Consider the following 15085-nt stretch of genomic DNA (forward strand, 5'->3'; position numbering starts at 1 on the left):
GTGCTCCGTGGGAGGCGCTGGGTCATCATGCAGGCAGTTGGTTCGCTTGTATGCGCCATGACGGCCGCGCGCGTCCCGGGGGACGGGATCTCGCGCAACGCATTCAGATTGGGTCAAAATCAGAGAAGCTGGCTGCCCTATGAAGATCGGTTCCATCGTGCCTGCAAGCGATGCCTCTGCACTGGAGGCCTTGCTGCCACGTTCGATCTGGGAGGGCATGGACCCGATCGATCCTACCCCGATGAAGCATTTCATCTGGCACGAGGCCTGCTTTGCGACGATGTATCGCAATCGCAAGGCCGTCCTGCTTACCACCAACGGGGGCATAGCCGCCTTCGTTCGCAAGGGGGCGTTGCCGACCCTGTTCCTGGCAGGCGCGGAGGAACTGGCCGAACCGGCAGAGGCGGCCTACGCCGATGCCGAAGCGGCGGAGCGGCTTGCCGATGCCATTCTCGACCATCGCCTGCCGGTGAAGCTGGGCCAGCCGCCGGCAGGCACGGTCTTTGCGGATATCTTCGCGGCAAAGGCGCAGCGGCGCGGCCTGCTGGTCACGGCGCCGACCGAAGGTTCGCCCTACATCGAACTTGACGAGAGCTGGAAGGATGCCCTCGCGCGCTTCAATTCGCGCAGACGTGCGGATTTTCGCCGGATGCGCCGCCGTGCCGAGGAAGACGGCGAAGTCGCTTTCGAGTTTCACGAACCTCGCCCCGATGAGGCTGAAGTGCTGCTCGAGCGCGCGATCGAGGTGGAAGCGAAGAGCTGGAAATCGCGCACCCGCACCGCGATTGCCGACAACAAGGTGCAGCTCGACTTCTTCCGCCGCTATGCCCGGCTCGCCGCACAGGAAGGCATCTTCCGGATCGCCTTCATGAAGATCGGACCCGAGATCGCCGCGGCCCAGATCTGCGCCGAATGCGACGGCAGCTTCTGGCTGTTCAAGATCGGCTACGACGAGCGCTTCGCCCGCTGTTCGCCCGGCCAGCTCCTGATGCTCGAAAGCATCCAGCAGGCCGCTGGCCGCGGTCTGAAGCGCTACGAGTTCCTCGGCAAGGCGGCAGGCTGGACTGCCTTCTGGGCTTCCAGCGAACGCCCGCGGATGAAATTCAACTACTACCCCTGGAACCTGCTGGGCGCGGCAGCCCTGGTGAAGGACGTTGCCGCGATGGGGCGCAAGAAGATCAGCCAGTTCATCGAAGGTCGCAACAAAGAAAGATCGCAAGATGGGAACGGTTAAATCCTTCAACGGCATCTTTGCCTTCCTGGTGTTGCAGTTCCTGCTGCTGTTGCTGCTGGAACTGACCGACATCAGCCTGTTCATCGGCGAAGCCTTTTCCTTCGCCGGGCCGATAGGGATGGCCGAGCACCTGTTGCTGGTTTCGGCGATCCTTGCGTTGCTGTGGTTCGCGTGGTCCGCCCTGATGGAGCCGGTAGAGATCTATTGGGGCACGAGCGCCAAAGTCCGCATGCGCAAGTGGATGTTGCCGGCGCTTCTGGCCATTGCCTGCATGATCGCCGCAACAGCTGCGGTCGTCCTGGTGACCCGCCGCGCATCGCCGGCGGGCGTGGAATCCTCACTGGTCTCCTTTGCCCTGCTGCTCGTGCCGACCGCGGTAACGGCACTGCTGCTGGTTTCGGCATTGCGGCGCTGGCAGGCGATCAATTCCGGCATTGCGATCATGCGCGGGGCGCTGGAGCGAACCGGACCGTCGGCAGGACTGGACCGCGTCAGGGTCTCGATCGACTGGGAAGACAGCGCGTCCTCGGTCTCGGTGCGGCCCAATCCGCAGGGTTTTACTTTCGCCGGGCTTACTTCCAGGCCCTGGCACGATCCGAAGGACTTTGCCTGGCTGCCCGCATTCGTCAACGCGGTGGATGACTTGCGGGCGGAAGCGGAGGCAGTCCTGCTCAATCACGAAACGCGGATCGAACATTATCACTACGTCGGCCTCGACGGCGATTTCTGGCGCAACTTCAGCTTCGTCAAGCGGCATGAGGAAGTGCCCGAGAACCTTGCCCTGTGTCCGGTGGTGGCCGTCCTGCTGAAGACGATCCCGGGATATCCGGCCTTTCGCGATGCCATGTTCTCGATCCTCGGGCCCCATGGTTTCATTCGCCCGCATCGCGACGTGTCCAACGTCTTCCTCACCCTGCACCTACCGCTGATCGTTCCGCCCGGCGGGCACATCGAGGTGGGCGGGATCCGGCGCGAGTGGCGTTACGGCGAGCCGCTGATCTTCGATTCTTCCTATGCCCACGAAGCGGAAAACAGCTCTACGCAGCCGCGGATCGTCCTGCTGGTCGACTTTCCCCACCCCGAATTGACGAAGGCGGAATGCGACTGGATCCGGGCCTCGAAAATCTAGCTTGCGACTGCAAGCACGGGATCAAGGGTGACACATTGACCAGGCAGTGCATCGCATTCGTCACCGACGAGAACTTCTTCCTGCCGACGTTCGTTGCGGCCATCCTCGCCCGCAAGCACTGCTCGCGCGACACCGATGTCGTGATTACCTTCACCGAGGCCTCTGTTGGTCGTCACGTGGCGCAGGACCTGTGTGCGCGAGAGAATATCGTCTTTCAGGACACCAGCGCCTTCTTCACCGAGCAGTTATCGGTGCTCGACAAGTCGAAGTTCGCCGGCCGGATCAGCATTGCCGCCATGGGGCGCCTCCTGTTGCCAGCGGTGCTTCCGGAAATCTACGAGCAGATCATCTACCTGGACGGCGACGTGCAGGTCGTGGGCCCGCTCGATTATCTTGAAAACTACAGGGTGCCCGAGGGCAAGTTCCTCGCCGCACTGGACTACGTTCCGGTGCTCTCCGTCCTCAAAGGGGCGAGCCACGAGGACTATTTCAATTCCGGCGTCATCAAGTTCAACCGCAAGGGCTGGATCGGACGCAGGGCCTTCGATTTCTTCGTTGAGAACGGCGGGGCCTATCACGATCAGGGGGCGCTGAATGCCGTGAAGGGGGACGCGTGGATCCCGATTTCCAACAAGTGGAACTTCCCGCGCCAGTTCATGCACCTCGTCGATGACGGTGCGCCGGCTATCATTCATTACATGTCGCACCCCAAGCCCTGGGACGGCGTGTTCTTTCCGTGGAGCCGGCGCGAGCACGATGTCTATCGCGACTATCTGAAGAAATATCCGCAGTTGCGCCGGTTTCGCAGGAGCATTTCGCTGGCGAGGCGGGCGCTCTACCGGTTCCGCTCGTGGGACATGCGCCGCAGGAACGAATACCGGCACTGTTCCGCCAGACTGGCTTCAGTTCTCTATTGAGCTTTGAAAGCACGGCGCGCGTGGCGGGCCGTCAACTGCGATGGCAGTCGGGATGTCGCGCGGCGTAGCATTCGGACGCGGGTTAGTGCGCCCCAACCCGATTCACGCGGCGCCCGCTTTCAGTTCATGCGGTTTTCGGACTCGATCTGGTCTGCCACCGTACGCAGCAGTGAGGGTAGCTCCGAGCGCATCCCGAGCATTTCGTACATGTTGAGCGTGGCGCCCAGCATGGCGAGTGCGACCGTGGACGCGGGAGAGCCATTCCTTATCAGTTTGGCATACCCATCCATCAGGGACTCCGCCACCTCGACGAAGTCGACGAAGTTCGAGGAACTTTGATCTGCGAGCAAGCGTTGTAATCCTCTCATTATTTTTGCAGATCGATCGTCAGACGATGTCATCGGCGCTCATCCAACCCAAGCTGCAAGCGCACTGCTGCAGCACGTACACATGATGCCGAGGCCCCCAGCTCGACGTCGGCTTCAACTGGGTAATCGGTACTTGTGCAATACCGGCAGATAGATGCCTCTGCGGCTTTCGCGCCCGTTATCCGAAGGTACCCGACAGTTGATTTATGCAATACTCTTAGCATCGTCCGGCGCGTTGGCGGAACGGGTAAATGGGCTAAGACTCGTGGATAAGTCCCGTTTTGGCGACTAACTTGCTGATCCTTCTCTTATTAACTTGCATGGCTGACCCTCCGTTTAATTCTGCAAGTGGTCTCACAAACCTCGTTATCGGTACGGCATCCCAATATGTTGTTCAGCGCTTCATTCGATGGTCCCGCATAGTCATGCGAAACTTGCAACTGTTCAGTACGCTGCGCGCTCCAGTTCGGTGAACTGCCTGAATTTCTGTCCGAAACTCTGCGGCGAGAACTGCGCGGCGCGCTGGATCGCGTGGCGTGGGTCGAACTCGGGCAGGAACGCTTCCATCGTCGATACGGCGTCCACCAGCGCCTCGGTCTCCTGGCTGTCGAAATAGATGCCGGTCCGGCCGTGTTCGACGGTGTCGAGCAGGCCCCCGCGCGCGTAGCCGACGACGGGACGGCCAGAGGCCATGGTTTCGACCGGTGTGAGGCCAAAATCCTCCTCAGCGGTCATCACCAGCGCGCGGCAACGGGCGTAGGCTTTGACAAGCCCGGCAAAGTCGAGCCGGTCGACGATGCGGATATTGGGTCCGGCTTTCGCCTTGAGCGCTTTCGACATGCCGCCTGTGCCGACCATCAGCAGCGGCAACCCGTTTGCATTGAACGCGTCAACGGCAAGGTCCGGGCGCTTGTAGGGCACCATCTGGCCGACCCAGAGATAGTAATCGTCGATCTCGGTCGAGGGCGTGAAGAGACCGGTTTCGACCGGCGGGTGAATGACTTCCGCCTCACGCCGCCAGACCTTGCGGATACGCTGCCGGATAAACTCGGAGTTTGCCGCGAAGCGGTCGACGCGGGCACTGGAGCTGACATCCCAGGCGCGCAACCGGTGGTACATCATCGGCATGGCGCGCCGGGCCAACCAGTTCGCCTCCTTCTTGTAGCGATGGTAATGGTCCCACAGGTAGCGCATCGGTGAATGGCAGTAGCACGCGTGCAGCGCGGTCGGCGCGGTGATGACGCCTTTGGACGGCCCCGCCTCGCTGCTGATGACGAGGTCGTAGCCGCTCAGGTCCAGTTCCTCGAGGGCCATGGGCATCAGCGGCAGGTAGTATTGGTAGAGCTTCTTCGACAGCGGCATGCGATCGATGAAGCTCGTCGTGACTTTGGCCGCCCGGATCTTCGCAGAGACCGCATCGGGATCGTAGACGTGGGTGAAGATGTCAGCTTGCGGATAGAGGTCGAGCATCTGCTCCAGCACCCGCTCGCCGCCGCGCATGGAGACCAGCCAGTAATGGACGATCGCCACGCGGGGCTGCGAGAAAGGCGCGGCGCCCGCGGATGGTCGCCAGTCGCTGCGGCTGGCGACGATGTTCATGAATAGTACTCGCTGTACTTGCTGTAGTAGAACGAGACGTCCTCACGGTCGAAGTAGGCTTTCTTGCGCAGATCGACCTGGTTGAGCGCGACGCCCACGACGTTGACCAGCTTCTTGGGCAGGCGCGCGCGGGCGGTGCGAATGGCAAAGCTGGACGTCTTGCACCAATGGGCGGCTAGGACGACGGCATCGGCCTGGCAGGCGATTGAGCGCGTGGCCGCGATCGGCAGGATCGGCGGCAGGTCGAGGATGATGCGGTCGAAATGCGGCCGCAGCTTCTCCAGCAGGTCGATGAAGGGCTGGCCGGTCAGGAGCTTGTCCGGCGCATCGGACTTGGGGCCGAGCGGCAGGACGCACAATACGCGGTCGCGCAGAAGCTCTTCGACATCGAGCGGCGAAGTGCCGTTGAGCACTTCGATCAGACCCGGTTGGTCGGGGCCGACATCGAGCAGGCGGCTGATCCCGCGCCGGCGCAGGTCGCAGTCGATAAGCATCGTACGCTCGCCGTCGGCCGCCAGTACGTGCGACAGGCAGCACGAGAGCACCGTCTTGCCTTCGCCGGGCAATGCCGAGGTGATCGCGATGACCTGTGCCCGGTTCATCGTCGCCTGGTCGATGGCCGTGCTGAGCACCCGGAAGGATTCGGTGAATACCGACTTGGGGTTGTCGCGGATCGCCGATATGGCGTGCGGCTTGCCTTCGTGGACGGATGCCAGCAGCGGGATCGAGGCGAGGCAGTTCTCGCCCAGATCGTGTTCGACTTCGTGCGCCGACTTGATGCCGTGGAACAGGGCATCGGCGATATAGGCCGCAATCACCCCAAGCCCGAGGCCGATGACGAGCGCCAGGGCAAGGTTCAGCTTCAGGTTCGGGGAGATAGGCTTCATCGGATCGTTGGCAAGCGAGAGGATCCGGGCCATCGGCTTCGAGGTGCCTTCGGCTGCTAGCAATTGCTTGTAGCTGTTCAGATAGGTCTCGTAGATGCCCTGAGACGCTTCGGCGGAGCGCTCAAGCTCGCTCAGGCCGACCATCGCCGCATTGTTCGAGGCAAGCATCGAGCGGGCATGGGAAAGGCTGCCGGCGATCGAGGCCAGGCGATCTTCGGATACGTCCTTCTTTGCGCGCAAGTTGGAGATCACGCGTCCGATCTCGTCCTGGATCTGCTGGCGGACCTGAGCGAGCTGATTCCGGGTCCGTATCAGTTGCGGGTGATTGGGGCCGTAGCGGGCTTCCAGGCTTGCGACTTCACCGGCGAGCGTTCCCTCCTGCGTGCGCAGAGAGGAAACAACCGGCGAATCCAGCGCTTCGCCGACATCGTCTCCCGATGAGCCCGAACGCAACTGCCCCAGTGCGGTCTGCAGGCGCGCATTGGCTTCCGCCGACTCGGCCCGGGCGCGCGTCATCTCGAGGTTGTAGTTCGAGATTTCCTGTTCGGTCAGCGATGCGCCCGAGGTGCTGAGCAGGTTGTTGGCGATACGGTACTGCTGCAGCGCGCTGGTATCGGCCTGGGCCTGTTCGCGCAGGCTGACGAGGCGCTCCTCGACCTGCTTGCGGATCTGCGAATTGCGTTCCTCGTCCTGCGAGGTCTGCCAGTTCGCGAACTGGTGGGCATATTCGTTGACGATCTGGCGCGCATCGCTGGGAACTGCGGCATCGTAGGAAATGGTCAGCGCGAAACTGGTGCCGGTGCGCTGCGCATTCACCTTTTCCTGCATGAGATCGAAGAGCGTACGCCGCTCCTCGGCGTCGAGGCCTTTGTCGATCTTCAGCGCATCGGCGACGCGGCGCGCCATCTGGCGGGACTTGATGATCTCCACCTGGGTGTCGACCAACTGGCTGGTCAGCGGCACCGGGGCCGTCGGCGTATCGTCCGCACTGGGCAATCCGCTGCTTTGTTCGACCAGCATAACGGTCGCTTCCGCGCGATAGACTTTCTTCGACAGCAGGCTGATCGCCAGGCCCGCTAGCAGGCCGAGAATTGCGAAGGCGATGATGATCTTCAGGCGTCGCCGAAAAAAGCTGATGCTTCCGCTGAGATCGAGGCGGTCAGCCGAGGCCAACGACCGCCCGGTGGTTCTTTCCAGCGCCGACGAACCGGGTTCGGCTCCGGACGCAACAATTTCACGAGATCCGCTCATTGCAATTCTCCAGCGTGCGGATTGCGGTCTGCACGCGTAAGGCCGGGCTGGTTCGTCACAAGGCGACCCTTATGCCGGCCGAAACCGATGCCCCGCTGTAGCTGCGGCCGCTCGCGCCGCCGGACTGTTTGCGGTAGCCGCCCTCGACCACGGCCGAGATATTCCTGGTGATGCGGTACTGGACGTTGCCGTAGCCGGTATAGCGGCGATCGGTTCCGGACAGTCCGCGATAATCCTCGCCGGTATAGACGGCGCCTGCCTCGACCAGCATCCTGTCACCCAGTGCCCGTTGTACCTTGAGCCGGAAGTCGCTGCGCACGATCGCGGGAATGTCGCTGAGCGGGCTGGAGTCGACGAAGCGCTCGCCGCTGGCCGTGAGCTTCCACTTGGGCGTCGGCGTCCAGGTCGCCTCGACCCGGTAGTTCAAGCCGGTTGCGGCCTTGGTGCCCGGTGCGTCGAACTTCTGGTGAATGTAGCCGACAGCGGCGATCACATCGACCAGCTTGCTGACTTCGTAGTGGATGCCGGCCAGTGCCGAATAGCCCTTGGAATCGCGCGAAACGCCGAGGTTCTGGTCGTAGGTGACGTCGTTGACCGAGAATTCGCTGTAAAGCCGCATGACCGGGGAAAGGCGATAGCTGGCCTTGAGCGTGGCCTTCTTGATCTCGGCGTCGCGGAAGCTCAGGTCGATGCTTGTGTCGTTGATGCTGGCGTTGAGGTATTTGCGCCGGGTGAAGGAACCGGCAAGCCCGGCTTCCAGAATGCCGCCGGTGCGTTCGATGCTGCCCTCGATGTACTTGTCGTCGAAGCGGACCGGGCGATCGGTCAGGAACTGGTCCCCGGCAGTGCCGCGTATCTCGATTCCGCGCAGATACCCGCCCCGAGCATAGACGTCGATGCGGTCGCCGAGGTCGAGATGGGCGTGTCCGTCGACATGGTAGGTGGTGGAGTTTTCGGCGGACGTGTCCGAATATTTGCGGGTCGTAACGCCGGCGCGCACGCCCACTTCGTGACGGGCGAGGTTCGTCGTCAGATGAAATTCGGACTGGAGGAGGGCGCTGGTGTCGTTGGTCCGGTTCTGTTCGACGTTGTAGATATTGGAATCGTAAATGCCCTGGAGGGCCGAAGTGTTGTAAAGGAACAGGCTGCCGGAAATGGGTATGCCGGCGCCGCGTTCCGGCTCGAAGATGTCGGTGGGCGTCTCGACAACGTCGACCGCCTGCGCCGAGGCGACACGCGGCATGGCGAAAAGGGCGAGGAAAATGGCGCCGCGCGCTGCCAGCGAGGGCCTGCTGCGGTTGTCCTGCGGCATGCCCACGTAGATCACGTGCTGGACCAGCCTTTCGCGCTGCTCTCCCTTGGAGAAAGCGAGGCGCAGGATCAGCGGGGCAATTTCCAGCAGGTCGACGGTTCGAGACGTCGAAATAGGGGTGCGATTCGTCGCGAAACCCGTGGATTTGCGAAACTCCTTCCCCCTTTGTGCGTTGAATCCGTGCTTGATAGCCGGAATGATTAAGATTGGCTGGATCAAGTTGCCCAAAAGGAGTAGAGCGCGACGTGTGATGGATAGCGTATTTGCCATGAATGAACTGCCCACGGAGAAGCGCTCAGTTGCGCGTGAGCCGTCTCGAGGTCCTGGCCGCAGCTTCGCGCGCGGCCTCGTTCTGGCAGTGCCCGCAGCCATTGCCCTGTGGGCGCTGGTGTTCTGGCTGATCACCTGATTTCGTCCCCCCATTACCAGGCTCCCTTGCGCGCCAGAACGGCGGGAACCGTTGCGAGCAGGATCCGCAAATCGAGCTTGAAAGATTTGCGCCGGGCGTAGAGGCGATCAGTCGCCACGCGCCGGCGATAGGACACTTCGCTGCGTCCGGTGACCTGCCAGAGGCCGGTCAGGCCGGGCTTCGAGGTCAGGTAGCACGAAGCATGGCGTCCGTAGTGATGCAGTTCGTCGAAGACGATCGGCCGGGGGCCGACAAGCGTCATCGATCCCATCAGCACGTTGAACAGTTGCGGCAGCTCATCGAGGCTGGTGCGGCGCAGGAAGTCGCCCAGCGGCGTGACGCGCGGGTCCTCGGTAAGCTTGTGCATCGCTTCCCACTCGCGCCGCATCTTCGGATTCTTCGCCAGCAGCACGACAAGCCGCTCCTGCGCGTCGCAGTACATCGAACGCAGTTTGTAACACTTGAAGGGCTGGCCGTTCTTGCCAACCCGCTGGTGCGCGAAGATCGGCGGGCCGGGGTCGTTTATCAGGATGACCGCGATCAATACAACGAATACGGGAAGCAGCAGGATGATAAGGGCGAGGGCGCAGACGATGTCGCGGATCCGGCAAAGGCCGAAGTGTGGAGGGTCCCCGCTTTGCGTGGCGATGATCCTGGCGGCGCGAACTGCACTGTCGGCAGCTGCGGGAGTGCTGCGCACCGTCTCGAGTCGCGGTTTCGAGATCAGGGCCGCCTCGGCCGCGCTGGACGATGCCACGGCAATACAGGAGCCATATGCTTGATCCCCCTCGCTCCCTTTGCGTGACATGTCTTTGCTAGATGTGTGCATCTCTCGATCTATTCGACCAGTAATCCCTGCCACCCATCTGCGTTCAAGAATGAGCGCAGATCGCACTCTGACGATTTCCCAGATTAGGGTGCTGCACAACCGGGCATCCGGTGTAGCGCTTTTCTACCCAATGAGGCTAAACCGGTCGTCCGGGAGATGTTCCCGTTCGCTCTAAATGGTCGTTTCGGGCCGTTTAATTGGCGGTTACGATAGCCATACGCGAGACACGACAAGTGATTCCGCGTCCCCGTTCGTTGCATTTCGGGATTGAGGAGATCGTTGATGCGCCCCCAGGATCGCAGACTTGGCAAAAGGCCCCACCTGCTTCTTTCGGGAATCGTTCTGGGCACCCTGCTCGTGGCGGCGCCGGCTCAGGCGGGCCTGCCGCTCACGTCGGCGCAGGAAGCGAATGCCGGGCTCATATCCGGCTATCAGGTTTCGACCGGCGACAAGCTGCGTATTACGGTGTTCGATGAGCCTACACTCACCGGCGACTATGAGGTGGGCGACGATGGCGCCGTGGCCTTTCCGCTCATCGACCCTGTCGATGTCAACGGGCTGACCACAAGTGAACTGGCCAATGCGATTTCCAACCGGTTGCAGAAAGGGGGCTATGTCCTCGTTCCCAAGGTAGCCGTCGAAGTGACCGAGCACCGGCCCTTCTACATCCTCGGCGAAGTGACCAAGCCGGGCGAATATCCCTATAGCGGGGAACTTACGCTCAATCAGGCGGTAGCGAAGGCGGGAGGCTTTACGGCGCGCGCCAACAAGCGCGTGATCAAGCTTCAGCGCCAGAGCGCGAAAGGCGCCACGCGAATCAAGCTGGACGGAACGCCGCTGAAGATTGCACCGGGAGACACCATCATCATCCAGGAATCGTTCTTCTGATCACAAGTACCCGTTAACCGGGGGTTGCAAACTGATCCAAATCTGGACTCGTTTACTCCTTGTTCGGGTATACCCAGAAAGAGTTATATCGGCGTTAAACTAATGTAAAGGCGTCCTTTTAATTGGGGAATCTGACGCGCCTGTCCCATAATACGACTAAGCATGTTAGCTGATAGTTGATTCCTATATCAGGTTGCCGCATCGTCTCAGCATAAGAGAAATGGAGTCGCGCTTCCGATCGGTCCGGCATTCTGCTGGGCCGTGGTAATGCCCTGCGGGGTCAATCGGGGGGACTGCACATGTACAGGGACGTCTGTTTAGTAAGTGAATGCGAAATAACCAGGGAAGGCCTGGGTAATATCCTGAAGTCCGAGGGCTTCAACATCATCGGTTCCTACGGGGCCATAAAGGACCTCGAGAAGCAGGATTTCGGAGCCGAGTTCTTTTTCGTTCTCGATGGAATTGCCGCAGACGACCAGTCTGATGCGGTGCAGAAGTTGAAGGCGCGGTTCGATACCGTTCCCGTCGTCATCCTGTCGGAGCGATTCGACTTCAATACGATGCTGGAATGCTTCCAGTCCGGTGCACAGGGGTATATTGTGCGCTCGATGAAGGCATTGCCGCTGATGACATCCTTGCGGCTCGCCGCCATGGGTGAACGCGTACTGCCGCCCGACCTTGTCGATGTGTTCGAGCAGCAGACATTCACGCCGATCCTGCGTACTGCGGAAAAGCCGGACGAGGAAGTCAACCGAGCGCGTCTTTCGCCGCGCGAACTCGATGTTCTGTGCTGCCTGATGGCAGGCTATTCGAACAAGGTCATCGCTCGCGAACTCATGGTTTGCGAAGCGACGGTGAAGGTCCATGTGAAGGCCATCCTTCGCAAGCTCAACGTCCACAACCGGACGCAGGCTGCGATCTGGGCCAGCTCGCGCGGGCTGTCCGACATGGAACTGCATGCCTGAGGACAGGTCCGGGCGCGTCTTGGGCGGCCCGTCACCGGCTCTTGAATAGGCGGGCCATACCCGGCCCGCCTTTTCCTGTTCAGGGCAGGCGTATATTCGTGAGAAGGCGCGCCGGGCTGCAGGATATCTCGATTATTGCGAAAAAGCCTTGGACAGCGCCGGTGTTCAGCGGTTGCGCATGAGCTGATCGAGCGACTTTCGATCCTTCGGCAGGCACTGATCCTCACTGGGCCTGGCAGTTCGGTCGCAATCCCACAGGATCACTTCCATTCCCGACGCGCGATCGCGCACGAAGAGAAACAGCGGTCGCTCCATCTGCGCCGGCACGAGGTTCGTGTTGCGGCTCAGTTCGAGGCCTTGCCCGTATCCCATGACCGTGCAGGCCGGCTTTTTCAGGCACTGGCTCAGGGCGGTTACGGCCCAGGGGCTACTCGGCGAGTTCGGGTCAAGCCCGATCAACTGGGCCTGGCTGACGCCGACGGGGATGACCGGGGCGCTCGCTGCCGCATCGAGCGTAGCCATTTGCGGAGCGAGAAGCGCGGTGGCTTCACCCTGCGTTTCCGGCCGTGGCCGGCCTTGCGCCAGTTCGGCTTCATTCGCCTCGGCGCCCGCATTCCGGTTTCGGGCAAGATGGCCCTGGCCGCCCGGCCAGCGGTAGAAGATATGGGCACCGATCTGGCTGACCTGCTGCAGGGCGCCGCTCCACCAGGGCGAGACGTAGTCCGCATGGTAGTGTGTGGCCTGGCCAACGGTATCGTCGACCGAGCCGGTCAGGGCTTTTTCCGCCAGCTTCTGGGCCAGTGACCATTGCTGCGCCGACGGGAAGCGGCGCTGCATCGATCCGTCGCAGGTGAACGTGAATTGGCATCCGGTGGTGCGTTCGCTGCCTTCGAACACGACGCCGCATACGGAGCTGGGAAAGGTGGGATGGCGGACGCGGTTGAGCACGACCTGCATCACCGACCTTTGTCCCTCTGGATCGTTTCCGGCCTCGTACCAGGCAGCGGCGGCAAGGCAATTGACCGCACGTTCGCGGTCGTCGGTCGTTCCCTTGTAGAAGAACGGCGCCGCGCTGCGGGGCTTGGCATAAGTCACGGTCAGCATGGCCGGTTGTTGCGGCATGTGGCCCCAGTCTGCCACGGTCGGCGCGGCTTGGACCATCTTTACGGGCCTGGCCGATGCCGGGGCAACGGTATCGCCGAGCCGCGGTATCGCCTCGTGGCGCGCCGGTGCCGGGCTGGCGCTGTGGGCCAGCATCATCACCATCACGAAAACGGGAACGACCCCCGCGACCGCATACTTCGTTTCGCGGTCGACGAGCATCTGCTTCACGTGTTTGGCCGGCGTTGCCGCCATGCGCGAACGGGCGAGACCTGGGGGGGCGGTGAACTTCACGGGAGGGAGGATGCGGTTGATCGGATTGGCTTGCCAGCGAGCTTTTGGAGTAGGCAGCGGAGCGTTCGAAGTAGTGGGCGATAAGTGCCGCAGGACTGGGGATAGTTCCTTGGGTATGCCCCTTTATTCCGCGTCGCGGGCCTAGCTCGTGAAGCAGGTCATGGCCGGATTCGGTAGCCTCTACGCGAAAGGGGTACGGGCACCGGCCGCCGTTAAGCCAATACGGTCGGCCCCAACGAAAGCCTATGACTTCAGAAGCTTCTGTGCGGCCGTACAGAGCAGCTTTTCGTCGTTCGGCACTTCGCCGAGCAGCGCAATGGTGCCGTCGGGCATGCGGCGAGCGATCACCAGTGCAAACTCCTCGCCTTCCGGTGTAATCGCTTGGGCGGGCACTGCGGGAAGCGCCCGCAGCTTGCTTTCGATCTTTTCCAGTTTCGACTGGCGCGGGGCCCCGACCTTGCGCTTGCGCGCGCGTTCCGTCTTGACGATCCCCTTGAGCCCGCCCTCGTAGGCGAGCAGGTAATCGACGAAGCCGCCGGCCGTCACGCCCTTGCGCCGGCCATGAGCCAGTGCCGTTGCATATTCGGCGAGGCGCGAGCGGTCGTAATGGCTGCCGAATACCAGCTTGACGATCGGCGTCATCGGCGCGCGTGCCTGCATCGTCAGGCCCGCTTCCATCACCATGCGCTCCAGCCTGTCCGGCGCGTCAAGAGCGTAGAGGGAAAAGTCGTAGGCGGCACCGATCGCCTTGTAGAGCGCGACATGCGAACGTTCTTCGCTCGAACTGGCCGCTTCGACCTGTTGCCGCGCCTCTTCGAGCGACATCAGGAACTCGTCGTAGTTGATCAGCAGGCTTTCGTCTGCCGATGGCGCTTCGAACGTCTCGGTCAGGAGGAGCGGTTCTTCCTCTTGGAGCGTGCCTGAGCCAGCTTCGTCCTTGGTCGGGATCTCGGCACTGATCGGCAGGAGATAGGGCTTCATCGTCGCTTCGGAGGGGCGGGTCGGCTGCGCTTTGGCAATCTGGTCGCGATCCCCGGAGACGCATACGAAAAGCACCGGTGGCTGCTGCGGGGCCTTGGCCAGGCGCGGCATCTCTTCCGGATTGAACTCTTGCTCGAGCAGGAGTTCGCCGAGCTCCTCGGCCTGTTCGAGCGGCTGCATGGGCTGGTCGAGATTAAACATGACGTCGACCAGAAATGTCCCGCGCTCGCGCCCGAGAAAGGGCAGGGCCAGTCCCCGACATTCCCTCGTCATGCCATTGCTGTCCGTCACGCATTCCCTGAACTCCGTCGCATCGGCTTCTTCGACAGCCTGCTGCGAAATACGATGCAGCAGCACGACTATCGGGTTCTCGATCGGGAGGTTCGGCCAGGGATCGCCGGAGATCTCCGCCAATTGTGGCGCCAGATCTTCGCCAAGATAGGAGATCGTCGGCAAGGTGACTTCCGGATCCCATGCCACCTGCACGCAGTTGGGCGTGAACAGGCGGGTTTCCTCGATCGCGCTGTGTGCGATCGAGGGCAACTCGTCATCTTCGCGAAGGGCCTCCCAGCGGGCGTAGGCCAACGCGGCTACCTTGTTGAACCGTTCCCCGGCACCTTCGTCCTGACCATCCATCATTGCCTCCTCGTCGAGCGGCCCCTGCGCTCGCCAGTCTGACAGTTCAGAAGGATAGACCATGCAAATGACCCTCGGCGCCGGGAGACTGTCGCACTGGTAGGATTCGTACTCCCCCGATGCCGCTATGGTCTCATTGTGATCACAAGGGCACAAGTAAGCCCTCGGGCTTACTCCAAAGGGCGAAGAATCGGGCTTTGGGAACCCAGGAATAGCGGTTGTCCTGGCTTGCTCAGCCGGTTGTCGGGGCCAGGTAATTGGTTCGAGATCTTGCTTTGGATCCAA

Annotated in this window: 13 protein-coding genes; 6 read left to right on the top strand and 7 right to left on the bottom strand. The window is 61.8% G+C overall.

Annotation, left to right across the window (positions count from 1 at the left end):
• The first annotated feature begins 139 nt into the window (after positions 1-139).
• From B5483_RS10460 to B5483_RS10470, 3 genes are read left to right on the top strand one after another with little or no spacing between them, the layout of a single operon-like run.
• Positions 140-1234 carry a GNAT family N-acetyltransferase gene (locus tag B5483_RS10460; RefSeq protein ID WP_079730257.1) on the top strand — a complete coding sequence of 365 codons (1095 nt, stop codon included), beginning with the start codon at positions 140-142 and terminating at the stop codon, positions 1232-1234.
• On the top strand, positions 1221-2363 hold the full coding sequence (locus B5483_RS10465) for an aspartyl/asparaginyl beta-hydroxylase domain-containing protein (RefSeq protein ID WP_245828932.1): 1143 nt from the start codon (positions 1221-1223) through the stop codon (positions 2361-2363). The genes B5483_RS10460 and B5483_RS10465 overlap by 14 nt, the downstream gene beginning before the upstream one ends.
• Positions 2333-3280, top strand: a complete 948-nt coding sequence (locus tag B5483_RS10470) for a glycosyltransferase family 8 protein (protein WP_079730258.1) — start codon at positions 2333-2335, stop codon at positions 3278-3280. The genes B5483_RS10465 and B5483_RS10470 overlap by 31 nt, the downstream gene beginning before the upstream one ends.
• Before the next feature lie 119 nt (positions 3281-3399).
• Here the strand turns inward: B5483_RS10470 and B5483_RS10475 are convergent, their stop codons facing one another.
• The 4 genes from B5483_RS10475 to B5483_RS10490 form a co-directional block, all read right to left on the bottom strand.
• Positions 3400-3630, bottom strand: a complete 231-nt coding sequence (locus B5483_RS10475; RefSeq protein ID WP_079730259.1) for a hypothetical protein — start codon at positions 3628-3630, stop codon at positions 3400-3402.
• 462 nt (positions 3631-4092) lie between these two features.
• A complete protein-coding gene (locus B5483_RS10480) occupies positions 4093-5247 on the bottom strand; it encodes a glycosyltransferase (protein ID WP_079730260.1) in 1155 nt (384 codons plus the stop codon).
• Positions 5244-7385 (bottom strand): GumC family protein, encoded by a 2142-nt coding sequence (locus tag B5483_RS10485; RefSeq protein WP_054944343.1) that lies wholly within the window; start codon positions 7383-7385, stop codon positions 5244-5246. The genes B5483_RS10480 and B5483_RS10485 overlap by 4 nt, the downstream gene beginning before the upstream one ends.
• 55 nt (positions 7386-7440) lie before the next feature.
• Positions 7441-8916: an outer membrane beta-barrel protein gene (locus tag B5483_RS10490; RefSeq protein ID WP_245828935.1), complete on the bottom strand. Its 1476-nt coding sequence runs from the start codon at positions 8914-8916 to the stop codon at positions 7441-7443.
• 49 nt (positions 8917-8965) lie between these two features.
• Between B5483_RS10490 and B5483_RS23170 the strand changes: the two genes are divergently transcribed.
• Positions 8966-9106, top strand: a complete 141-nt coding sequence (locus B5483_RS23170) for a hypothetical protein (protein ID WP_156367400.1) — start codon at positions 8966-8968, stop codon at positions 9104-9106.
• Positions 9107-9119: 13 nt separating this feature from the next.
• Here B5483_RS23170 and B5483_RS10495 read toward each other — a convergent pair whose 3' ends face one another.
• On the bottom strand, positions 9120-9914 hold the full coding sequence (locus B5483_RS10495; RefSeq protein ID WP_054947671.1) for a sugar transferase: 795 nt from the start codon (positions 9912-9914) through the stop codon (positions 9120-9122).
• 303 nt (positions 9915-10217) lie between these two features.
• On the opposite strand from B5483_RS10495, the gene B5483_RS10500 reads away from it, so the two are divergent.
• Both B5483_RS10500 and B5483_RS10505 read left to right on the top strand, forming a co-directional pair.
• On the top strand, positions 10218-10823 hold the full coding sequence (locus B5483_RS10500) for a polysaccharide biosynthesis/export family protein (RefSeq protein ID WP_079730261.1): 606 nt from the start codon (positions 10218-10220) through the stop codon (positions 10821-10823).
• Positions 10824-11122: 299 nt separating this feature from the next.
• A complete protein-coding gene (locus tag B5483_RS10505) occupies positions 11123-11788 on the top strand; it encodes a response regulator transcription factor (RefSeq protein ID WP_054947673.1) in 666 nt (221 codons plus the stop codon).
• A 165-nt stretch (positions 11789-11953) separates the two neighbouring features.
• Here the strand turns inward: B5483_RS10505 and B5483_RS10510 are convergent, their stop codons facing one another.
• Together B5483_RS10510 and B5483_RS10515 are read right to left on the bottom strand one after the other, a co-directional pair.
• Positions 11954-13183, bottom strand: a complete 1230-nt coding sequence (locus B5483_RS10510) for a cell wall hydrolase (protein ID WP_245828938.1) — start codon at positions 13181-13183, stop codon at positions 11954-11956.
• Positions 13184-13426: 243 nt separating this feature from the next.
• The gene (locus B5483_RS10515; protein ID WP_079730263.1) at positions 13427-14863 is read right to left on the bottom strand and encodes a hypothetical protein; all 1437 of its coding nucleotides are present in this window, start codon (positions 14861-14863) and stop codon (positions 13427-13429) included.
• Positions 14864-15085: the final 222 nt, after the last annotated feature.

The organism is Novosphingobium mathurense, from assembly GCF_900168325.1.
GTDB classification, from domain to species: Bacteria; Pseudomonadota; Alphaproteobacteria; order Sphingomonadales; family Sphingomonadaceae; genus Novosphingobium; species Novosphingobium mathurense.